At 42.9% G+C, this 22,847-nt stretch carries 14 protein-coding genes, 1 tRNA gene, 3 rRNA genes and 1 other annotated feature; of the genes, 16 read left to right on the forward strand and 2 right to left on the reverse strand.

All coding sequences use genetic code 11. From position 1 onward, the window contains the following. Nucleotides 1–54 precede the first annotated feature (54 nt). The 7 genes from FGL90_RS06710 to FGL90_RS06740 all read left to right on the forward strand — a co-directional run bounded on the left by FGL90_RS06710 (nt 55) and on the right by FGL90_RS06740 (nt 9,642). Nucleotides 55–1,620: ribosomal RNA gene (locus tag FGL90_RS06710) — 16S ribosomal RNA — on the forward strand. A 222-nt stretch (nt 1,621–1,842) separates the two neighbouring features. Further along, nucleotides 1,843–4,761, forward strand: a 23S ribosomal RNA gene (locus FGL90_RS06715). Nucleotides 4,762–4,822: 61 nt separating this feature from the next. Next, nucleotides 4,823–4,939, forward strand: a 5S ribosomal RNA gene (rrf, locus tag FGL90_RS06720). The 16S, 23S and 5S rRNA genes sit together here with 1 tRNA gene alongside, the layout of an rRNA operon. Nucleotides 4,940–5,069: 130 nt before the next feature. After that, nucleotides 5,070–5,143: transfer RNA gene (locus FGL90_RS06725), tRNA-Thr, on the forward strand. Between the two features lie 112 nt (nt 5,144–5,255). Then, nucleotides 5,256–6,596 (forward strand): dihydrolipoyl dehydrogenase family protein, encoded by a 1,341-nt coding sequence (locus FGL90_RS06730; protein ID WP_147657461.1) that lies wholly within the window; start codon nt 5,256–5,258, stop codon nt 6,594–6,596. Nucleotides 6,597–6,648: 52 nt separating this feature from the next. Continuing rightward, nucleotides 6,649–6,881 (forward strand) — a binding site (T-box leader). A gap of 152 nt (nt 6,882–7,033) precedes the next feature. Then, on the forward strand, nt 7,034–8,422 hold the full coding sequence (brnQ, locus tag FGL90_RS06735) for a branched-chain amino acid transport system II carrier protein (RefSeq protein WP_147657905.1): 1,389 nt from the start codon (nt 7,034–7,036) through the stop codon (nt 8,420–8,422). 17 nt (nt 8,423–8,439) lie between these two features. Beyond that, entirely contained in the window at nt 8,440–9,642 is a 1,203-nt protein-coding gene (locus FGL90_RS06740) for a cation:proton antiporter (protein ID WP_147657463.1), read from the forward strand. 33 nt (nt 9,643–9,675) lie between these two features. On the opposite strand, the gene helD is transcribed toward FGL90_RS06740, so the two are convergent. Continuing rightward, nucleotides 9,676–11,979 (reverse strand): RNA polymerase recycling motor HelD, encoded by a 2,304-nt coding sequence (gene helD, locus FGL90_RS06745; protein ID WP_147657464.1) that lies wholly within the window; start codon nt 11,977–11,979, stop codon nt 9,676–9,678. Nucleotides 11,980–12,318: 339 nt separating this feature from the next. On the opposite strand from helD, the gene trpS reads away from it, so the two are divergent. The 3 genes from trpS (at nt 12,319) to FGL90_RS06760 (ending at nt 15,811) form a co-directional block, all read left to right on the forward strand. After that, a complete protein-coding gene (gene trpS, locus FGL90_RS06750; RefSeq protein ID WP_029327638.1) occupies nt 12,319–13,338 on the forward strand; it encodes a tryptophan--tRNA ligase in 1,020 nt (339 codons plus the stop codon). Between the two features lie 20 nt (nt 13,339–13,358). Then, nucleotides 13,359–14,285 carry a Ppx/GppA phosphatase family protein gene (locus FGL90_RS06755; RefSeq protein ID WP_147657466.1) on the forward strand — a complete coding sequence of 309 codons (927 nt, stop codon included), beginning with the start codon at nt 13,359–13,361 and terminating at the stop codon, nt 14,283–14,285. A 242-nt stretch (nt 14,286–14,527) separates the two neighbouring features. Further along, the gene (locus FGL90_RS06760) at nt 14,528–15,811 is read left to right on the forward strand and encodes an ISL3 family transposase (protein ID WP_125547835.1); all 1,284 of its coding nucleotides are present in this window, start codon (nt 14,528–14,530) and stop codon (nt 15,809–15,811) included. A 51-nt stretch (nt 15,812–15,862) separates the two neighbouring features. On the opposite strand, the gene FGL90_RS06765 is transcribed toward FGL90_RS06760, so the two are convergent. Then, complete coding sequence (locus tag FGL90_RS06765) at nt 15,863–16,330, reverse strand: Dps family protein (RefSeq protein WP_010620797.1); 468 nt, start codon at nt 16,328–16,330, stop codon at nt 15,863–15,865. Nucleotides 16,331–16,480: 150 nt separating this feature from the next. Between FGL90_RS06765 and FGL90_RS06770 the strand changes: the two genes are divergently transcribed. From FGL90_RS06770 to metG, 6 genes are all read left to right on the forward strand, one after another. Continuing rightward, a complete protein-coding gene (locus FGL90_RS06770) occupies nt 16,481–17,749 on the forward strand; it encodes a hydroxymethylglutaryl-CoA reductase, degradative (protein ID WP_147657468.1) in 1,269 nt (422 codons plus the stop codon). A gap of 12 nt (nt 17,750–17,761) precedes the next feature. Further along, a complete protein-coding gene (locus FGL90_RS06775) occupies nt 17,762–18,721 on the forward strand; it encodes an IpaB/EvcA family protein (protein ID WP_147657470.1) in 960 nt (319 codons plus the stop codon). A 21-nt stretch (nt 18,722–18,742) separates the two neighbouring features. Beyond that, a complete protein-coding gene (locus FGL90_RS06780) occupies nt 18,743–19,441 on the forward strand; it encodes an NAD-dependent protein deacylase (protein WP_147657472.1) in 699 nt (232 codons plus the stop codon). Nucleotides 19,442–19,460: 19 nt separating this feature from the next. Next, a complete protein-coding gene (locus FGL90_RS06785) occupies nt 19,461–19,790 on the forward strand; it encodes a hypothetical protein (RefSeq protein ID WP_147657474.1) in 330 nt (109 codons plus the stop codon). 25 nt (nt 19,791–19,815) lie between these two features. Beyond that, on the forward strand, nt 19,816–20,661 hold the full coding sequence (locus FGL90_RS06790; RefSeq protein WP_147657476.1) for a DUF72 domain-containing protein: 846 nt from the start codon (nt 19,816–19,818) through the stop codon (nt 20,659–20,661). A 102-nt stretch (nt 20,662–20,763) separates the two neighbouring features. Beyond that, nucleotides 20,764–22,818: a methionine--tRNA ligase gene (gene metG / locus FGL90_RS06795; protein ID WP_147657478.1), complete on the forward strand. Its 2,055-nt coding sequence runs from the start codon at nt 20,764–20,766 to the stop codon at nt 22,816–22,818. Nucleotides 22,819–22,847 lie beyond the last annotated feature (29 nt).

Raw genomic sequence — 22,847 nt, forward strand, 5'->3', positions numbered from 1 at the left:
ACGAAGTCAATTCGTAAGCAACAAAAACAAATAATGAGCTAAAGCTTATCATTTTAAAATGAGAGTTTGATCCTGGCTCAGGATGAACGCTGGCGGCGTGCCTAATACATGCAAGTCGAACGCATCCCGTTGATTTGAAGTGCTTGCACTGATAATTAACATTGGATGAGTGGCGAACTGGTGAGTAACACGTGGGTAACTTGCCCAAAAGTAGGGGATAACATTTGGAAACAGGTGCTAATACCGTATAACAACGAAAATCGCATGATTTTCGTTTGAAAGATGGTTTCGGCTATCACTTTTGGATAGACCCGCGGTGCATTAGCTAGTTGGTAGAGTAATGGTTTACCAAGGCAATGATGCATAGCCGACCTGAGAGGGTAATCGGCCACATTGGGACTGAGACACGGCCCAAACTCCTACGGGAGGCAGCAGTAGGGAATCTTCCACAATGGACGAAAGTCTGATGGAGCAACGCCGCGTGAGTGAAGAAGGGTTTCGGCTCGTAAAACTCTGTTGTTGGAGAAGAACGAACGTGAGAGTAACTGTTCACGTTGTGACGGTATCCAACCAGAAAGCCACGGCTAACTACGTGCCAGCAGCCGCGGTAATACGTAGGTGGCAAGCGTTATCCGGATTTATTGGGCGTAAAGAGAGTGCAGGCGGTTTGTTAAGTCTGATGTGAAAGCCTTCGGCTCAACCGAAGAAGTGCATTGGAAACTGATAAACTTGAGTGCAGAAAAGGACAGTGGAACTCCATGTGTAGCGGTGAAATGCGTAGATATATGGAAGAACACCAGTGGCGAAGGCGGCTGTCTGGTCTGTAACTGACGCTGAGACTCGAAAGCATGGGTAGCGAACAGGATTAGATACCCTGGTAGTCCATGCCGTAAACGATGAATGCTAAGTGTTGGAGGGTTTCCGCCCTTCAGTGCTGCAGCTAACGCATTAAGCATTCCGCCTGGGGAGTACGACCGCAAGGTTGAAACTCAAAGGAATTGACGGGGGCCCGCACAAGCGGTGGAGCATGTGGTTTAATTCGAAGCTACGCGAAGAACCTTACCAGGTCTTGACATCTTCTGCCAACCTAAGAGATTAGGCGTTCCCTTCGGGGACAGAATGACAGGTGGTGCATGGTTGTCGTCAGCTCGTGTCGTGAGATGTTGGGTTAAGTCCCGCAACGAGCGCAACCCTTATTATCAGTTGCCAGCATTAAGTTGGGCACTCTGGTGAGACTGCCGGTGATAAACCGGAGGAAGGTGGGGATGACGTCAAATCATCATGCCCCTTATGACCTGGGCTACACACGTGCTACAATGGACGGTACAACGAGTCGCGAACTCGCGAGGGTAAGCTAATCTCTTAAAGCCGTTCTCAGTTCGGACTGTAGGCTGCAACTCGCCTACACGAAGTTGGAATCGCTAGTAATCGCGGATCAGCATGCCGCGGTGAATACGTTCCCGGGCCTTGTACACACCGCCCGTCACACCATGAGAGTTTGTAACACCCAAAGTCGGTTCGGTAACCTTCGGGAGCCAGCCGCCTAAGGTGGGACAGATGATTAGGGTGAAGTCGTAACAAGGTAGCCGTAGGAGAACCTGCGGCTGGATCACCTCCTTTCTAAGGATAATACGGAAGGTTGCACATAAGTCGAAACTTTGTTTAGTTTTGAGGGGTTTACTCTCAAATTTGATCTTTGAAAACTAGATAATATCAATTTTTTCCTTTAATTTTATTGTAATAAATTAATTAAAGCCGAGAACACCGCGTATTTTTTGAGTTTTGAAACAAGTTTATATCGCGTAACATACTCAATTAACCGTTATCACGAAGTGATAGCTAGGTTAAGTTATGAAGGGCGCATGGTGAATGCCTTGGCACTAGGAGCCGATGAAGGACGGGACTAACACCGATATGCTTCGGGGAGCTGTACGTAAGCTTTGATCCGGAGATTTCCGAATGGGGAAACCCAATCATCTTAGTCGATGATTGTTGCTTGGGGAATACATACTCAAGTAACGGCAGACGTGGGGAACTGAAACATCTAAGTACCCACAGGAATAGAAAGAAAAATCGATTCCCTAAGTAGCGGCGAGCGAACGGGGAACAGCCCAAACCAACGAGCTTGCTTGTTGGGGTTGTAGGACTGAACATTTGAGTTACCAAAGCTTTCGATAGTTGAATAGGTTGGGAAGCCTAACCGCAGATGGTGAAAGTCCAGTAAGCGAAATCGAAAGCCCTCAGTTCAGGATCCTGAGTACGGCGGAACACGTGAAATTCCGTCGGAATCCGGGAGGACCATCTCCCAAGGCTAAATACTCCCTAGTGACCGATAGTGAACCAGTACCGTGAGGGAAAGGTGAAAAGCACCCCGGAAGGGGAGTGAAATAGTTCCTGAAACCATGTGCCTACAATTAGTTAGAGCCCGTTAATGGGTGATAGCGTGCCTTTTGTAGAATGAACCGGCGAGTTACGTTTACATGCAAGGTTAAGTCGAAGAGACGGAGCCGTAGCGAAAGCGAGTCTGAAACGGGCGTTTCAGTATGTAGATGTAGACCCGAAACCAGGTGACCTACCCATGTCCAGGCTGAAGGTGCGGTAAAACGCGCTGGAGGGCCGAACCCGTGTACGTTGAAAAGTGCTGGGATGAGGTGTGGGTAGCGGTGAAATTCCAAACGAACTTGGAGATAGCTGGTTCTCTCCGAAATAGCTTTAGGGCTAGCCTTGGAGTAAAGAATCGTGGAGGTAGAGCCACTGTTTGGACTAGGGGCCCGTCATGGGTTACTGAATTCAGATAAACTCCGAATGCCATAGATTTATATCCAGGAGTCAGACGGTGAGTGATAAGATCCATCGTCGAAAGGGGAACAGCCCAGACCACCAATTAAGGTCCCTAAATGTATGCTAAGTGGAAAAGGCGGTGAAGTTGCATAGACAGCTAGGATGTTGGCTCAGAAGCAGCCACCATTTAAAGAGTGCGTAATAGCTCACTAGCCGAGTGATTTTGCGCCGAAAATGTACCGGGGCTAAGTATACTACCGAAATTGTGGATACAACCGTAAGGTTGTGTGATAGGAGAGCGTTCTAAGGGCAGAGAAGCTAGATCGTAAGGACTAGTGGAGCGCTTAGAAGTGAGAATGCCGGTATGAGTAGCGAAAGACCAGTGAGAATCTGGTCCACCGAATGACTAAGGTTTCCTGGGGAAGGCTCGTCCTCCCAGGGTTAGTCGGGACCTAAGTCGAGGCCGAGAGGCGTAGACGATGGATAACAGGTTGAGATTCCTGTACTAGTTAAACGTGTTTGAACGATGGAGGGACGCAGAAGGCTAAGGTGAGCATTCAGTTGGATAAGAATGTTCAAGCAACGAGTCTGGTTAGCAGTCAAATGCTGGTGACCGAGTAGACAAGTTGTGATGAGGACCGAATTAAGTAGGGAAGCACCTGATGTCACGCTGCCGAGAAAAGCTTCTAGTGAATGTTTAACTACCCGTACCGCAAACCGACACAGGTAGTCGAGGAGAGAATCCTAAGGTGAGCGAGTGAACTCTCGTTAAGGAACTCGGCAAAATGACCCCGTAACTTCGGGAGAAGGGGTGCTGCACGCAAGTGTAGCCGCAGTGAATAGGCCCAGGCGACTGTTTATCAAAAACACAGGTTTCTGCAAAATCGTAAGATGACGTATAGGGGCTGACGCCTGCCCGGTGCTGGAAGGTTAAGTGGATGAGTTAGCTTCGGCGAAGCCCAGAAATGAAGCCCCAGTAAACGGCGGCCGTAACTATAACGGTCCTAAGGTAGCGAAATTCCTTGTCGGGTAAGTTCCGACCCGCACGAAAGGCGTAACGATCTGGGCACTGTCTCAACGAGAGACTCGGTGAAATTAAAGTACCTGTGAAGATGCAGGTTACCCGCGACAGGACGGAAAGACCCCATGGAGCTTTACTATAGCTTGATATTGGGTGTTGGCACAGCTTGTACAGGATAGGTCGGAGCCGTAGAGGCCGGAACGCTAGTTTCGGCAGAGGCGCTGGTGGGATACGACCCTGGCTGTGTGAACACTCTAACCCGCACCACTAATCGTGGTGGGAGACAGTGTCAGGTGGGTAGTTTGACTGGGGCGGTCGCCTCCTAAAGAGTAACGGAGGCGCCCAAAGGTTCCCTCAGAATGGTTGGAAATCATTCATAGAGTGTAAAGGCAGAAGGGAGCTTGACTGCGAGACAGACAAGTCGAGCAGGGACGAAAGTCGGGCTTAGTGATCCGGTGGTACCGTATGGAAGGGCCATCGCTCAACGGATAAAAGCTACCCTGGGGATAACAGGCTTATCTCCCCCAAGAGTCCACATCGACGGGGAGGTTTGGCACCTCGATGTCGGCTCATCGCATCCTGGGGCTGTAGTCGGTCCCAAGGGTTGGGCTGTTCGCCCATTAAAGCGGTACGCGAGCTGGGTTCAGAACGTCGTGAGACAGTTCGGTCCCTATCCGTCGCGGGCGTAGGAAATTTGAGAGGATCTGTTCCTAGTACGAGAGGACCGGAATGGACATACCGCTGGTGTACCAGTTGTTCCGCCAGGAGCATCGCTGGGTAGCTATGTATGGATGAGATAAACGCTGAAAGCATCTAAGTGTGAAACTCACCTCGAGATGAGATTTCCCATTCCATTAAGGAAGTAAGACCCCTGAGAGATGATCAGGTAGATAGGCTGGGAGTGGAAGTGCAGCGATGCATGGAGCGGACCAGTACTAATCGGTCGAGGACTTAACCACAAAGTGGTGTTCTCTGAAGGAATTGATATTATCTAGTTTTGAGAGCTCAAGTTCTCAATAGTGTGGTGGCGATAGCCTAAAGGATACACCTGTTCCCATGCCGAACACAGAAGTTAAGCTTTAGCACGCCGAGAGTAGTTGGGGGATCGCCCCCTGCAAGGGTAGGACGTTGCCACGCAAACTAGGTCTTCGATTAATTTCGAAGGCTATTTTTTTGTCATTTTTTATGTAGCTACTAATAATATGAAAGATCATTAATAGATAAATCCTTTAATCAATTTCATGGTAAAATTAACAGGTACAATAATGCCGTTTTAGCTCAGATAGGTAGAGCACTTCCATGGTAAGGAAGACGTCATTGGTTCAAATCCGATAAACGGCTTACGAAATATTTCGATGACACTTCTTTAATAGGGGTGTTTTTTTATGGTTCTCATTTCAGTAATTTTAGTCATTAAATGATACGCTAAAGGAGAACCCAGAACGGAGGATAAATGATGAAAAAAAACTTTAATACTGTTGTCATAGGCGGAGGAGTGGCCGGCTCTAGTGCGGCTGCGTCACTTCAAAACGCAGGTCAAAAGGTTGCGGTAATCGAAAATGAATTTTTTGGTGGTACATGTCCTAATAGAGGATGCGACCCTAAAAAGATTTTACTTGGTGCCATTGAAACCAAAAGATTAGTAGAACAATTGAGAGAGACCGGTATTGATGGAGAAACCCAAATCAATTGGGAAAATCTGATGAAGAAGAAACGCGCGTATACGGGCCCAATTTCAGCCAACACCCAAAAATGGCTGCAGTCGACGGGGGTTGAAACCTATCATTCAAGCGGCCAATTTAATGATTCTGGAAATTTCGAAGTTGATGGTGACGAATTAGAAGGTGATAACTTCATTATCGCAACAGGGTTGAGACCCTCTATTCTCCCTATAAAAGGAAATCAATACTTAGAAACAAGCAATGAGTTCTTAGATTTAGATAATATGCCTGAACGAGTGGCCTTCATTGGTGCAGGATATGAGGCATTTGAATTTGCATCAATCGCAAGAACTGCTGGAGCTGAGGTGCACATTATTCACCATAATGATAAACCGCTCAAAGCATTCGATTCAGATATGGTTTCTGAACTCGTGAAATCGTTGCAAGCTCAAGGAGTTCAATTTGATTTTAATGTCGATATTACAGAAATTGAAAAAAGCGAAGATGCCTTTATTTTAACGGATAGGAACGGCTATTCCCTATCAGTTGATCGGGTCTTTGGAACGACTGGTCGAATTCCAAACGTTGAAAATATCGGTTTAGATAAAGTAAATGTTGATTATGATAAAAGGGGAATAAAGGTGGACGACCACCTGAGAACGAGCAATTCGACGATGTTTGCATTGGGAGATGTTATTTCTCGGAAATCAATCCCTAAACTAACACCCGTTGCAACTTTTGATAGTAATTACGTCGTGGCAGAAATTTTAGGTAAAAATACCAAAGCCATCGATTATCCAGCTATTCCTTCCGTTATCTTTGGGACGCCCAAACTGGCAAAGGTGGGCGTCGATACGGCTCAAGCAAAAGAGTCTGACGATTATAAGGTAACCAAACTTGATGTTACTAGCTGGTTCAGCTACATGCGCCTTAATGAACCTAAGGCAGTGGTGAAGGTTGTGCTTGAAAAGGAAAGCCATAGAATCGTTGGTGCTGAATGTATGAGTGGTGAGGCAGATCAATTAATCAATTACTTCACCTTCATTATTGATGACAAGATAACAATGGATCAGATTGGTAAACGCGTTTTTGCCTATCCAACGATTGCGAGCGACCTGGGTTATTTTGGCTAACATATTGACATCAGCTGAAAATGAGTTTACAGTAAGAACTATTAAAATTAAATGAAAAACGTTGAAGAGGAAAGTAATCATTCATTGAATTTATAGAGAGATTGACAATGGTGGAAGTCAATTAGTCTAATGGATCTTGAAAGTAACCTCTGAGTTGCAAATGCGATTAATTGAGTGTTTGCTGAGTTCGCCCATTAAAGCGATAGCGCATGTATGTGCGCGAAAAGGTTATTATTGCGAAATAATGATAAATATGGGTGGTAACGCGCGATGAACGTCCCTTAAAACTTTAATTAGTTTTGAGGGGCGTTTTTTATTTTCTAAAAAGGAGGTTAAAAAGATGATGATTAATGAAGGTAGCAATGGTGGTTTGTATCGAGTCAGGAGACAACTGAATTTTCATAAATCATTTTTGACAAATTGAGAGGAAGATAATGATGGAAAACGATAAAAAATTAACTACTAAACACTATCTATTAATTGCATCAATGCTTTTCGGCATGTTCTTTGGAGCTGGTAATCTGATTTTTCCAATTCATTTAGGACAACTTGCTGGATCAAATTGGTTCATCGCCGGTCTGGGATTTTTAATTACTGGGACTGTTCTGCCACTATTAGCAATTATTGCCATCAGTGTGACCCATAGCAACGGGATCTATGAATTAGCCAAGCCCATTGGTAAGCATTATGCAACCATTTTCATGATATTAGTTTGTTTAACTTTAGGACCACTGTTTGCAACTCCCCGGACTGCCACAGTTCCCTTCCAAATTGGAATCGGGAACTACATCAGTTCCAATCAAACCTCGTTGTACTTATTGATTTACTCGATTGCGTTCTTCGGCATTACCTATTGGGCATCTCGAAAGCCCACGGGGATTATTGACTCAATTGGAAAATTACTAAACCCAGCATTTCTAATATTATTAGCAATCATGTTTGGCTTTGCGTTTACCCGTCCGATGGGAACGGCTAGTAAAATGGCAACTGCAGGCCCGACATATTCAAACGGCGCCTTCTTGAATGGCTTTCTACAAGGTTATAACACGATGGATGCCATCGCTGGATTACTATTTGGCATTGCAATTGTTACGACGATTAGAGGATTAGGACAGCATAAGAGCCGCAATATTTCAATGACGGCTGCAAAATCTGGTGCCCTAGGAATCGGACTTGAAGCAATCATTTATATTGGTTTAATTTGGGTGGGTTCCACGAGTTTAGCGCACTTCAAGATTTCAACCGATGGCGGAATTGCATTTGGTCAAATTGCAAATCACTATCTGGGATTGACGGGCCAAATTATTTTAGCTGTTATGGCAACACTCACTTGCCTAACGACGTCGGTTGGACTGAGCACTTCCTTTTCAGAGGCATTGCACAATAAATTTTCAAAAATTTCATACAAAACTTGGAATATTTTAACGTGTGGTCTGTCCTTTATTATTGCTAACTTTGGACTGGACACAATCATCGCTTGGTCAACGCCAATGTTGATGTTCCTTTATCCACTAGCCATTACGCTCATTATTTTATCAATTTGCTCACCACTATTTAAACGAGATTCACTCGTTTATATTTGGACAACCGCATTTACACTGATTCCAGCGCTTTTCGGTGCGATTGCTTCAGCACCATCAATCATTTCACAGGCTGGGTGGGCGCAGGCCATTTTGCATTTTGACAAAACCTACTTGCCTTTAGCGGCATATGGGTTAGACTGGGTATTACCGGCAATTATCGGTTTTGTAATTGGACTCGCAGCTTATCTTGTTAAAGGATTTATGACTGCAAATGCAACGCAGCCGAACGAAAATAATCAATAAATTTTGGAGGCGATAAAATGGCATTTATAGGAACCCTGTGTTTGTTGCTCGTGCTGACAACACTTGCGGGTCACTTATCTAACAGACTTGGGATCCCTTCAGTTATCGGCCAAATACTGGTTGGGATTATTGTGGGACCAGCCGTTTTAAATTGGATCCATTTGGGTAATACCATTCAGCTATTTTCAGATATTGGCGTCATTATCCTCATGTTCATCGGTGGACTTGAAAGTAACCTGACGTTGCTTCGAAAGTACCTGAGACCAGCAATTATTGTTGCTTGTGTTGGCGTTATCTTCCCAGTGATATTTATGGGGATTGCTGCTAAATTATTTGGACTATCGACTTTTGAATCACTTTTTATCGGTGTCGTTTTTAGTGCCACGTCAGTTTCAATTTCAGTTGAAGTTTTGCGGGACTATGGTGCATTGGACACAAAAGAGGGAGCTACTATCCTGGGTGCGGCGGTCGCGGATGACATTATTGGCGTCATTCTATTATCGATTATGATTAGCCTGATGGGCACACAGGGATTGAGTGCTAACAGTCATCAACAAAATATTGCCATCGTATTACTAGAGCAAGTTTTATTCTTCGTAGTTACATATTTCGTTGTCAAATGGATTGCCCCGTTTATGATGTCAATCAGTGAAAAACTGTTGATGGCATCAAGTCGAACTATTACTTCTATGGTAATCTGCTTAGGCATGGCCTGGCTGGCAAATTTGGTTGGCTTGAGTGGTGCGGTTGGCGCGTTCTTTGCAGGAATTGCGGTTGCACATACTCCTTATCGAAAAGTGGTTGCCGAACACATGGAGCCCATCGGATATGCAGCTTTTATTCCATTATTCTTTGTTAGTATTGGACTCAATATGACATTTGCACATATTGGCCAATCCATTGGATTCATTGCTGTTATGACGGTGTTAGCTTGCCTCACAAAATTAGTTGGTTGTGGGCTTGGGGCAATGATGAATGGCTTCAGTTTATCAAGTGACTATATGATTGGTGCGGGGATGATTTCTCGAGGTGAAATGGGATTAATCACCGCTCAAATCGGATTTAGTGCAGGACTGTTATCAGAGAGTTATTATTCCGATATGATTTTAGTGATCGTATTGGCAACAATTATTGCGCCGTTCCTTTTAAAGCACGCAATTAATAAATTGCCAGCGGATGATAAAGAAGCGATGATGGCGAAGCAATTAGGTGAAAATTAAAAAAAGTTGTGACTTTTGAAGTCACAACTTTTTTTAGTTTGAAAATTCATGTTCAATTTGCATGCAGGTTTGTGGCACATTTTGTGAAATTAAATTAGTCACCGGGCCAATGCTAATCAATGACAATTGATGCATAGCTCTAGAAGAAATGGTGTACAAGATACCCAGTTCGCGTGAACTTGGATAGTTTTCTTGAGACACGTTCCAGGCAATGACTGAATCAAATTCGAGTCCTTTAGCTAAATAAATTGGTAAGACGAAAACGCCTTTTGGCAATGACCGGTCAGCATCCGTCAATAGGGTGAGGTCACAGTCATGGTGAAGATGTTGATAGATAAGTTTAGCCTCGTCCATGTTTTTTGTCAGAATAGCAACAGTTCCATTCGTTTTCAACGACTCACTAATGAGGTCATGCATGGCAGTTATAGCGCTATCTAGATCGTAGCGAACGACGATGGTGGGAACTTTACCATCTCTATTAAATGCTTGAATATGATCCCCGTCAGGTAAGAGAGATTTTGCAAAGGTTGTGATTGGTAAGGTCGAGCGGTAAGACCGGTTGAGACTAATCAGTCGCGCTTTTCTGACATGAAAAGCATCCTTTAATTTATGCAGCAGCATGTCAGGTGATTCAACGTTTCGGTATAGGGCCTGTTCACTGTCCCCAAGGAATGTCATTTTTGCTTTTGGAAATGCGTGGTGGAAGTACAATAATTGGGCCACTGAATAGTCCTGCATCTCATCAACAAAAAGATGTTGCATTCGCCTATTTTGGCCGCTCCCCGTCAATATATCACGGAGGTATAGAAGTGGCGCCACATCATCTAAAAGCACGTGGTGGTATTCCAATGCTTCTTGAAAGGCAACCGTCTGTTCCTGCCAAGTTTTGGCATCAATCGTTGCGGGACGTTGACAATGAGCCAGAAAATCAGTGTACTGCGCGTAGGTATCAAGGAAATAGCTATTATAAATTGCGTCGTACACAATTCGGAGCCGCTCAGTCACAATTTTACGCGCAATGTAACGAATTTCGTCATCAATTTGCTGAAAGCGTCCGAGCTCTTTGTTCCCAAGCAGGGTGTGGTAGTCTTCATCAGAAAGCTGATCAATTTCTTCAGCAACCCAGGCTGACTTGGCTTCTTCATTAATTCGATGCTTCAGCCGTTTGATGAGTTTGTTTTTCGTTTGTAAGAATCGTTCAGCAGGCTGCATATCAGGAAGCTCACGATAAATCGACTCAATTTCTTGTTTGCTAAAGAAGATGTTTCCCTTAAATAAAATATTATTAAACTTAAATTGGCTGGCCGGCAACGTTTGACAATAATCCTGAACGGCACTCATGAAGGCGGCACTTTCTTTAAAATCGTGAGACTCCTGAGTCGCCTCCGAGATATCCTTACTGGTTTCGTAACGGTCAAATAGTGACTCAACTTCGAGACCCTGGAACCGTTGATTAACAAATTCAGAAAGGGTTACTTGGCGCATATTTCGTTCACCTAAACTAGGCAAAACGTCAGAAATATAGTGACTGAACAGCCGATTAGGTGAAAAGAGAATAATCTGGTCTGCTTCCAATTCATCACGGCTATGATAAAGCAGAAAGGCAATTCGCTGCAAAATAGCAGAGGTTTTGCCAGAGCCCGCAACGCCTTGCACGACAAGTAGGTCGGAATGCGTATCCCGGATGATGTCGTTTTGTTCTCGCTGAATGGTGGACACGATATTTTGCATCGTGTCATCATTTTGTTCGCCGAGAACGTGTTGGAGCATCTCGTCACCAACCGTTTCGTTGGTATCAAACATGCTGGTTATCTCGCCGTCCTGAATTAAGAATTGACGCTTCTTCTTAAGGTCAGTTTGTTGAATTCCAGCGGGTGTTTCATAAGCAACCTTCCCCAATGTCCCATTATAGTAAATGGAAGAAATGGGCGCACGCCAGTCGTAGACGAGGAAATTTTGATTTTCGTCAGTAAATGAAGCCGTGCCAATATAAAGTCGTTCCTGTTCAGTTTCACCTGGATCCAGAATGTCAATTCGACCAAAATAAGGTGATTTTTCTAATTGACGAAAGGTAGCCAATTGACGACTTAAAATTTGTTCATTTTCAATCAAACGAGAAGAAAGTGCTCGTTGCTGCTGAATTTCGGCTGATGTTTCAATTCGATCATCAACTTCGAAATAGTTAACGGAGGTGTTAGCGCTGTAGTTCGATTGGACCAATTTCATTTCGGAGCGTGCATCTTTATAATCGTCCGAAACTTTTTTAATATGGTTACCAATTTGCTGGACCACGTTGGTCACGCGCTTTTGTTCAAGTTGTTTTTCAGTATCCGCCAAATTAGACCCTCCTTTAATTTGTTCTAGATAAGCTTTGACAATTCTAGTAGGAAAGGTCTGCGATGTCAATTAAACAGCAGATAACTTTGACAGTCTTCTATTAAACTATTAAAATATAAACATTCAATAGAAATTAATCTAACGATAGTAGATTGGCACGACAGAGAGTTATCAATGGTGAAAGATAACAGGCCGAATCGAATTGGACGTTAGCAAATCAAACTGAAGTGGGTAGCACCCTTATCGTGAAGTGGCAGTGATAACTGCAATTTAGGTGGTACCGCGCATATGCGTCCTATTGTGAAAACAATGGGGCGCTTTTTTGAAAGGATGAAAATGATGACAGAAAAGAAAGTTATATTAACAGGGGATCGCCCAACTGGTAAATTACATATTGGGCACTATGTGGGCTCACTAATGAACCGGGTGAAATTACAAAATTCAGGCGACTATGAGTCATACATTATGATTGCAGATCAACAGGCGTTAACTGATAACGCTCGGGATCCAGAAAAGATTCGTAATAGCTTGATTCAAGTGGCCTTGGACTACTTAGCGGTCGGAATTGATCCAGAAAAATCGACTATTTTAGTTCAATCACAAATTCCGGCATTGAGTGAATTGACCATGCACTACTTGAATCTCGTGACGGTTTCTCGATTAAATCGAAACCCAACCGTTAAAACTGAAATTAAACAAAAGAAGTTCGGCCAAAGTGTTCCAGCTGGATTTTTCATTTACCCAGTTAGCCAAGCTGCCGATATCACAGCATTTAAGGCAACAACGGTTCCAGTTGGTGAAGATCAAGAACCAATGTTAGAGCAAACGCGGGAAATTGCGCGAAGCTTCAACTCAATTTATGGTCAGCAAATTTTGGTTGAACCAGAAGGCTATTTCCCACCTAAGGGTATGGGCCGCATTCCTGGTTTGGACGGCAACGCGAAGATGAGTAAATCGCTTAATAACGCCATTTATTTGTCAGATGACGAAGATACCATCAATAAAAAAATAATGTCAATGTACACCGATCCCGACCATATTCACGTTAGCGACCCTGGAAAAGTCGAAGGCAACACGGTGTTTACGTACCTTGATATTTTTGATACGGATACCCAAAAGGTGGCTGATTTAAAGGCGGAATATCAACATGGTGGTTTGGGAGACGTTAAAATCAAACGGTATTTAAACGAAGTCTTGCAAGCTGAGTTGGCACCTATTCGGGCAAAACGCGAAACGTATGAATCAGATATCGAAGGTGTTTACGATATTTTGAAAAAAGGTAGCGAAAAGGCTAATGTTGTTGCCAATCAAACGTTAAAAGAAGTTCAAGATGCCATGGGAATCAATTACTTCGGCTAAAATTTTGGGAGGAATCGCTTATGAAGAATCTGGTCATTGTAGATTTAGGTTCGAATTCGGTACGAATGGCGATTATTGAAATTTCAGCAAATGGACACCATCGTGAGGTTTATCGAACAAAACGGGATAGTCGAATTTCTCAAGGAATGGGAACTGGCAAAAAGAAGACCCTCCAAGAGGTTGCCATGGCACGCACAATTGCTGCTATGAAGTCGTTTAAGGCGCGTTACGAACGTTTGCCAAACGTCACCCTAATGGGGATTACAACGGCAGCGGTGCGACAGGCAAGCAATCAGCAGGAATTTGTGAGTCGAGTGAAAAAAGAAATTGGCCTCGATCTGAGAATCTTATCGGGGGATGAAGAAGCCTATTATGATTATTTAGGGGCAGCCACTCGGTTGAAAATTGAGGATTGTCTGATTTTGGACATCGGCGGTGCAAGTTGCGAACTGATTAATGTGAAAGATGGTAAGGAAGTTAATTTGATTAGCGTTCCGTTTGGTGCTGTTACCCTGACGGAACAGTTTCATTTGAACGACGTTGTCACCGCTGCGGGACTGTTCACTGCGGAAACTTTTTTGAGCAAACGGTTGAGGGATATATGGTGGCTGAATGATGCAATCCATAAGCCACTGGTTTTATTAGGTGGTGCCAACCGGACCCTAGCTCGGATTAGCAGAAAGCAGCAGCAATTTTTACACGTCGAAAATATTCATGGTTATCGGTTAAAGACTGATGACGTCTTTAATCTATTTAAAAAATTGATTCAGGTTGATCTAGCGGGCCGTAAACAGATATCTGGGTTGGAAACTGGTCGAGCAGATATTATCGTTGGGGGCGTGCTGCCCTTGGTCCTGCTACTTCAGTTGCTGGATTCTGATCGAGTTGTTTTTTCGGAGAGTGGTGTCCGTGAAGGAATTATAAGTGAGTTTATAAAAAAAGGGTGAAGCCACTCGATTGGCTCTGAGGATTAACGTATTCCGGAAAAATAATTGGTTAGAAAAATAGAGTCTCAGGCAAAAGTGCCTGAGACTCTATTTGACTATCTTTTATGGTTCTATACTTTTTCCTGTTGATGGATTGCCAGAGTGGTAATCTATTAACAGGATTTTTTTGTAAATTAAAAGCCCACAGGTCCCCATCCAATAAAATCCACCCACTACAGCATCATTAAAGGAGATAAGAACCCATGAACCCTATTGATAATACCATAAAGTTCGTCCTAAGCATAACTGACGAGAACGTTAACTTTTTTGCTTATAAAAGCCAATCTATTAAAAACAAACAATCTAAGATTTACATCGCCAACGTTAAAGTTAACTGTGTGAGATGTCCCCAATGTGGTTTCAATCATCTGAACCATAATGGTCACTACATTGCGCGTACTTCGTACCCGTCAGCCAATGCCAGTGAGCCAGTGTACCTTGAGCTGCATAAGGAACGATTAGTTTGTAAAGACTGTGGTGCTTCAATAATGGCATCCACTAGTCTAGTTGATAAATATTGCAACATTTCGCAAGCCACACGACAGAAAATATTCATGCATTTGCAGGACGACCGGACTCAGGCCAGCATCGCCTTAGATAATTGTGTATCACCAAGTACAATTTGTCGCTATTTAGATAATTACGATGATTTATTCCGCCGGAATTATGATTACTTACCAGAGCATTTAGCGATGGATGAAGTTCGCGGTGTTGGTGGTCAATTACACTTTATCTGTATTAACGGTGCCAGCAACCATGAAATTCAACAAATCTTGCCGGATCGCTATAAAAAAAGCATTATTGAGTACTTTAATAAATTCCATATCAATACCCGAAAACGGGTTCAAACCGTAACTCTGGATCTCAATAGTTACTATAAAGATATCGTTAAGGAAATGTTTCCAAACGCAGAAATTGTCGTTGATCGATTCCACATTATCGCCATGATGACGCGGGCATTCAACCAGACTAGAGTTCAGACAATGAAAAAATATGACAAGAAATCTATCGAATATCGACTGCTTAAGTTCTCATGGAAACTATATTTGAAGCACATTGATGAACTAGAAGTCAGCCAAACTTTCTATGATCGTCATTTACGACAGCAGTTAACTCAACAAGGGCGAGTACAAATGGGGCTTGACACTGATGACACTATTTCGAGCACATACGATGCGCTGCAAGGTATCATGTCCTGTCTTAAAAATCATGACAAAGATGGCATTGTCCACTATCTCTACAAAAATGAAAACCTAAGTTTTCAAATGAAGGAAACACTAAAAACGTTTAAAAGTAATCTGGAAATTGTCTTGAATGCCAGTGAATCTAAGTATTCTAACGGCCCAATTGAAGGTATTAATCGGATGATTAAGCAGATTCAGCGGACTGCGTTTGGATTTAGAAATTTCCATCATTTAATCTCGCGGATCAAACTTCAACAAATGAGAACAAAACCAAATACAAAAACAGAACTAGAAGCCGCTTAGCTTCTAGTTCTGTAAAACTATCTATCAACAGGATTTGACAGAGAGCCTCTTTTATTCGAGGGGTGCTTTTCCAAGGTAAGCTTGAAGCATCCAGATGACTTTATCTGTATCCATTTTAAAGCCGTTAATCATGTCTTGAGTTGGTAAATCTTGGTCCTCATCGGTCACTTCAATGGCAGTTTGATATTGGTCGCGAAGGTATTTGTATGCCTCCACTAGGTGTGCCATTCTTTCAGGAAGCGGGATGTCCCAGTCACCTTTTGATTCAGTGAGTCCCGTGTTATCAATAAATTCTTGAGTTGTTGCGTACGGTGAGCCACCTAAAGCAATTAATCGCTCAGCAATTTCGTCTAATTGGTCGTTTAAGTCATCTAAAAACTCGTCCATTTTTGGGTGGAGTTTGAAGAATTCAGGTCCTCGCATATACCAGTGAGTTTGATGCACGATGACACCTAATGTTGAGATGTCCGCGATAAGTTGGTTCAAACAAGCTTGGGTCTTTAAATATTTTCCAGCCATGATGTTGCCTCCTTATTTAGGTTATCTTCATGGTAGCAAAGCAAAAATGGATAAGCTAGAAACAAGTCTTGTGAAAAAGGCTAAAAGAAAAGACGAAACGAGCAATTTGTAATAAACTAGAGGGAGACTAGAAACTGTGCGGAGGACGACATGACTAAGCCATTAAATCACTTTTATCGTTTTGACTATGAAACGCGATTAACTATGCTGGAATATGCGGTCAATTTGACTGCTTCCGATCGAAAAATGCTGCGTGATTCTCGTTCCGACACTGGAAATGATATCGTTGAAAATTATTTAACCGACTTCAATCTTCCTGAGGGGTTAGCCACAAATTTTAAAATAAACGACAAGCTCTATCAGATTCCGATGGTGACCGAGGAGCCTTCTGTTATTGCAGCAGCAAGTAACGGTGCACAATTAGTTGCTAAATCGGGCGGCTTTGTGGCGAAGGTCCAAAACCGGCAAATGATAGGCCAGATTGTGCTAGAAAACGTTTCTGATGAAAATAGAATTCTAGATTGGATTCATTCAAATGAGGTGTTAATCCTAAAAACGGCCAACGAAGCCCATCCATCCGTTTTAAAGTATGGACAAGGTGCGACCCAGGTGAGGCTTCGCAATTTAAGCGAAGGCTTCATCTCGATTGACCTAGTTGTTGATGTTGGGGAAGCCATGGGCGCCAATATAATTGATGGGATGACGGAAGCCGTTTCGAAAATGATTCAAAGCAACCTGTCAGCGGATGTATTAATGAGCATTTTATCAAATTTTGCAACTGAGAGTTTGGTAACGGTCAAGTGTCAGATTGCCCTTGAAACACTAACCACGGCAACTTTATCTGGTGAGAAAGTTGCAACCAAAATTGAGCAGGCAACTAAATTAGCAACGCTTGACCCATACCGAGCTGCGACTCATAATAAAGGTATCATGAACGGAATTGATGCTGTCATCATTGCGTTTGGAAATGATTGGCGGGCAATTGAAAGTGGCGCGTACGCCTATGCTTGCAGATCAGGAAAGTATCAACCCTTAAGCCAGTGGATCAAGCAAGACGGTTATCTAGTTGGTGAAATGACACTACCCATGCCAGTAGCGTTTACGGGTGGCGCAACAAAAGTGTTGCCGTTAGTCGCCGTAAACAAACGAATCGCTGATGTTAAAAGTGCCAGAGAATTGATGATGATCGTTGGCAGTGTCGGGTTGGCGCAAAATCTTGCGGCCTTGAAAGCCCTAGTAACCGAAGGAATTCAGCGGGGGCACATGTCGCTTCAAATTAAATCACTCGCTCGTAGTGCTGGCGCAACCCATGCAGAGTTAGCAGTTGTAGTGGACCGACTTTCTAAAATGTCCCGCCCAGATTTGGCCAGTGCAAAAACAATTATTTCAGAAATTAGACGAAAAAAATCGTCTAAATAATAGGAGAAAAAGATGGCAAAAATAGAAATAAACGAACAAGTACAATCATTAATCGATGCAGTAAATGACTCTTTTCCAGGGACGGTAGAAGTTCAATTTATTGGGAATCTACAATCTGGCTATGTGCGCCATGATCAATCACAGCAAGTTCAGGACGGTAGCAATATTATTGTGCAGGTAAACGACCTAACGGCACCGAACTACACGGCTTCCCACGAGCTGATTCACCAACTCATGGTTCTGAAGGGCTTCCCACAAGTGTTCTTTTCACTTACAAGTGGCAACGACCAATTAGACGAACAACTCATGATTATGGGAACTGAGCTTTATGACATTGTTGCCCATTTTGTCGTTGTGAGTGAGCAACGTAAACACGGGTTGATTGATGACGAAATCGAGCAGTTATACTTAAAGGGAATTCAAGCAACCATCAAGCCGGAACCAACTCCGGGTGATGATCAAATGACCTTGCGACTAATGACGCTATTGGATGCACTCGTCTTTTATGGGGATCACATCAAGATGGTTGAGAAGCAGTTAAAACAAGATTATCCGATTTCGTTTGAGGCAGCGCAAAAGCTATTCAAAATTATTTCTGAAAAGGCAATCGATTCGCCATTTACCATGCGCCGAAACGTGGTCAAATTATTTAAAGCATTTGATGAACAATTGAGCGAGTGGCGCTTACCACCAATCAATAACGCTGAATTTACCACGGTTACGAGTGCGTTTTCTAAACGTCAACTCAGGCTTGAAGTTCGTCAATTATTTGAGCTATTCCATTCAGATATGAATGAGAAAAATTCTGGTAGGAGAGCCTACGTTGGTTTTAATCGAACAGACGGGCAAAACGCTTTCGTTATTCCAGCACCAGAACCAAAGGATGACACACCCGATTTCTACAAAGCAATTTATAATCTGACAGTTGAAGATTTGTTTAAGCAGCTTAAAATGCCTTACATTTTGCGATAAGCTTGATTAGGAGGCAACATGATGGATGAAGAAATTCAGAACTTATTTAGTCAATCAAAATCAATCGTATTCTTAACCGGCGCAGGGGTTTCCACACCGTCCGGTATTCCGGATTATCGGTCTCGAAATGGCCTATATACTGGAAATAAAAATGCGGAGTATTACCTTAGCCACACTTGTTTAGCACAGGAACCCGATGTTTTTTACCACTACGTCACGGATAATTTGTATAAACCAGATGCCGTTCCAAACGTCATTCACGAAAAGCAGTCGGCTTTAACTCAACAAAATCGAGCTACGGTGGTTACGCAAAATATTGATAATCTCTATCGGCAGGCAAATACGTCCCACTTAGTAGAATTTCACGGCAATCTTTATCAAATCTATTGTCAAAAATGTGGAAAATATGTTGATTGGCACGACTATTTAAAGAGTCCGACTCATGAAAATTGTGGTGGCCGATTACGACCGGACGTTGTGTTGTATGAGGAAGGCCTGAATGAACAAAAAATTAGCACGTCTGTAAGTGCACTAGCAAATGCGGACTTGGTTGCCATCGTTGGGACCTCAATGCGGGTTTATCCGTTTGCTGGGTTACTCGATTATCGAAACCCTAGCGCCAAAGTAGTAGTCATTAATCAAGAGGCCCTACAATTTCCGTTTGATTTTACGATGATCCAAGAGGATGCGAGCCAATTTTTCCAAGAACTCGAAGTTTAGATTATTAAGGAATGTGATAATGATGACAACTGAAGTGATTATCCAACAACTAAGAGGACTCATTACCCGAATTCGTTTGATTGTCTTTTTTCAGACGGCTGCGGACTGCATGCTATTCTATTCATTTTTCAGGCTTTTGATGAGCGGGGCAACCGTTCAAATCTTTACGACGGATTTTGATCGCAATACGGCAATGTTGCTCATTTTCATGCTGGCAATGATTGATCTTTGTTTTTCAGGGATTCGTAGAAACTATAAGCGCTCGGGATTTAACCTAATTAATCAGCTTAGTGGCGACCTTGATCAGGATGAGGCAGCCGTTGTGACGAAATTTGATCGAATGAAATAAACGTATTTGATTGTGGAGGATTTGTATGATAACGATTGGATTAACAACTTGGAGTGAGCACCCAGGTCTGATAAATGGGGATTCTCGTAAGGTTCGATTAACTGAATATGTTGGACATTTTCCGGTAGTCGAAATCGATACAAGTTTTTATGGAATTCCAACCGTGGAAACAGTCAAAAAGTGGCAAGCACAAGTGCCGGAAAACTTTCAATTTATTTTGAAGGCAAATCAGGTCATGACTCATCACGATGACGCTAAGGAGCCGGTTGATGAGTTGACCCGAATGGCCGCATTTAGAGACTTTGGAAAAATGGTGACCCCACTTGTTCAAGCACATCAACTTAAAACAGTGTTATTCCAATTTCCACCATTTTTTACGAGAACGGTCGCTAATTTTCAGTGGCTGGAAACCATTCGTCGAGAAATGGCTGATTTGCCAGTAGCGGTGGAGTTTCGTTCTCCAACTTGGTATCAGGATGGCATGACCGACGATGTGATTGCCTATTTGAAGAGTCTTCAAATGACCCACGTGATTACCGATGAGCCCCATAATTTAAGTGGCGGGGTACCATTTGTTCCCAAGGTCGCCGACAACCGCTTGGCGTTGATGAGGTTTCACGGCCAAAATCAGGCTGGTTGGCTAGATAAGAGTAAAGACTGGCGTGGAAAGCGAACCTTATATCACTATAACGATGAGGAGTTAACTCATTTTGCTGAAGAGGTACAAAAGCTTGAGCAGCAAGCTGAGGAGGTCTGCGTCATCTTCAATAACAATGCAGGCGGCGATGCTGCGCCCAATGCTTTAGCACTTAAAGATAAGCTAAACATTGAGTGGCACGGTTTAGGACCTCAGCAAATGGATCTATTTTAGTTGCTAATGTCTTGAGCGAAACTGTTCTGTAACAGGGTGTTATGCTATACTATTGAGTAATTATTTTAAAAATAAATGTGATTCTTAAAGGAGCTTTGAAGGATGGCAAACGAAAAACCAACATATTATATTACGACCCCCATTTATTATCCGTCAGGGCGGTTACATATCGGTAATTCCTATACAACAATAGCGTGTGATGCGATTGCTAGATACAAACGGGCAAGCGGTTATGACGTTTACTTTTTAACGGGAACCGACGAGCATGGATTAAAAATCGAAGAAAAAGCTGAAGAACTAGGAACGGATCCAAAGTCCTACGTTGATGAAATGGCAGCTGGAATCAAGCAGCTTTGGAAAACACTTGAAATTTCAAACGATCAGTTCATTCGAACAACCGACGATTTTCATGAAGAAGCGGTCCAAAAGATTTTTGAACAGTTGAAAGATCAAGGTGACATCTACCTTGGAGAGTATGAAGGTTGGTATTCTGTCGATGATGAAGAGTACTTTACTGAAACTCAACTTGCCGAAGTTTATCGGGATGAGGATGGCAATGTGACTGGCGGAAAAGCGCCTAGTGGTCACGAAGTTGAACTTGTTAAGGAACAATCATATTTCTTCAAAATGAGTAAGTACGCTGATTGGCTATTGGATTACTATAAAGCCAATCCAGACTTTATTGAGCCAAGCTCTCGAATGAATGAAATGATTAATAATTTCATTAAACCTGGGTTGGAAGATTTAGCTGTTTCAAGAACGACCTTTACTTGGGGCGTTCCAGTTAAATCAGATCCAAAACACGTTGTTTACGTGTGGATTGATGCACTGACAAACTATATAACGGCGTTGGGTTACGACAATGATCATGCCAACTTATTTGATAAGTATTGGCCTGCTGATGTCCAAATGGTCGGAAAAGAAATCGTTCGTTTCCACACGATTTATTGGCCAATCATTTTGCATGCGCTTGGCTTACCACTCCCTAAGAAAGTGTTTGGGCATGGTTGGTTATTGATGAAAGATGGCAAAATGTCTAAATCTCGAGGAAACGTTATTTACCCTGAAACGTTAGTGGATCGCTATGGATTGGATGCGGTTAGATACTATCTTCTTCGGGCAATGCCTTATGGGAATGACGGTATCTTTACACCTGAGGACTTTGTTGACCGAATTAATTATGATTTAGCAAACGACTTGGGAAATCTGTTAAATCGTACAATTGCGATGATTAATAAGTATGAAGATGGCGATGTTCCAACGTTCATTTCAAATGTGACTGAATATGATCAAGATCTTGAAAACGTTGCTGCCGAAACCGTTGTGAATTTCGGCAAATTAATGGACAGTCTCCACTTTGCGGATGCGATTGCTGAAGTATGGAAACTCGTTGCCAGAACTAATAAATACATTGATGAAACGTCTCCTTGGCTCCTTGCAAAAAGTGATGACGCAGATGCCAAAGATCAATTGGCAGCTGTGATGGCCCATTTGGCCGCAAGCCTCCGCGTTATTGGGGCCTTAATTAGCCCAGTGATGACGCACGCACCGAAAGCAATTTACGAGCAATTGGGATTGAAATTTGAAAATGTTGATTTAGTAAACTTGAAAATGGCTGATTTCCCAGCTGGTTCAAAAGTTGTGGCTAAAGGAACCCCAATTTTCCCTCGACTTGATGGGGATGCTGAAAAGGCCTTTATTCAAGAGCAGATGACCAAGACTGACAAGAAGAAGGGTCGTGCCGCAATGGCAGAAGCAAAGAAGGAATTTGAGAATGAGCATAGTAGCTCATGGAATCCAGAAGAAACGGAATTGGCACTAACGAAAAATGCCATTCGCTTTGAAGTCTTTGATAAGGTTGAGTTAAAAGTGGCAGAAATTATTCGAGTTAAGAAGGTTGAGGGGGCTGACAAACTTCTTCAATTTAGACTTGATGCTGGTGATTCTGACCACCGACAAATTTTATCGGGTGTTGCCGAATTTTATCCCAACCCAGAAAAACTAGTGGGTAAAAAAGTTGTGATTGTTTCTAATCTAAAGCCACGTAAAATGCGTGGAGAGGTAAGCCAAGGAATGCTCCTTACCGCAGAAGATGGAGATAATACACAGTTAGTGACGCTTCCTGACAGTATTACTGCCGGTTCAATAATTGATTAATGACATTTTAGGAGACTCTTTAGAGGGTC

The sequence above is a fragment of the Secundilactobacillus malefermentans genome, from assembly GCF_008033155.1.
GTDB classification, from domain to species: domain Bacteria; phylum Bacillota; class Bacilli; order Lactobacillales; family Lactobacillaceae; genus Secundilactobacillus; species Secundilactobacillus malefermentans.

Coding starts and splice junctions, on each gene's coding strand:
- FGL90_RS06765 (WP_010620797.1), bottom strand. CDS start 16,330: ATGGCTGGAAAATATTTAAAGACCCAAGCTTGTTTGAACCAACTTATC.
- FGL90_RS06740 (WP_147657463.1), top strand. CDS start 8,440: ATGGCATTTATAGGAACCCTGTGTTTGTTGCTCGTGCTGACAACACTT.
- FGL90_RS06775 (WP_147657470.1), top strand. CDS start 17,762: ATGGCAAAAATAGAAATAAACGAACAAGTACAATCATTAATCGATGCA.
- trpS (WP_029327638.1), top strand. CDS start 12,319: ATGACAGAAAAGAAAGTTATATTAACAGGGGATCGCCCAACTGGTAAA.
- FGL90_RS06760 (WP_125547835.1), top strand. CDS start 14,528: ATGAACCCTATTGATAATACCATAAAGTTCGTCCTAAGCATAACTGAC.
- FGL90_RS06790 (WP_147657476.1), top strand. CDS start 19,816: ATGATAACGATTGGATTAACAACTTGGAGTGAGCACCCAGGTCTGATA.
- FGL90_RS06730 (WP_147657461.1), top strand. CDS start 5,256: ATGATGAAAAAAAACTTTAATACTGTTGTCATAGGCGGAGGAGTGGCC.
- FGL90_RS06785 (WP_147657474.1), top strand. CDS start 19,461: ATGATGACAACTGAAGTGATTATCCAACAACTAAGAGGACTCATTACC.
- brnQ (WP_147657905.1), top strand. CDS start 7,034: ATGGAAAACGATAAAAAATTAACTACTAAACACTATCTATTAATTGCA.
- FGL90_RS06770 (WP_147657468.1), top strand. CDS start 16,481: ATGACTAAGCCATTAAATCACTTTTATCGTTTTGACTATGAAACGCGA.
- FGL90_RS06755 (WP_147657466.1), top strand. CDS start 13,359: ATGAAGAATCTGGTCATTGTAGATTTAGGTTCGAATTCGGTACGAATG.
- metG (WP_147657478.1), top strand. CDS start 20,764: ATGGCAAACGAAAAACCAACATATTATATTACGACCCCCATTTATTAT.
- FGL90_RS06780 (WP_147657472.1), top strand. CDS start 18,743: ATGGATGAAGAAATTCAGAACTTATTTAGTCAATCAAAATCAATCGTA.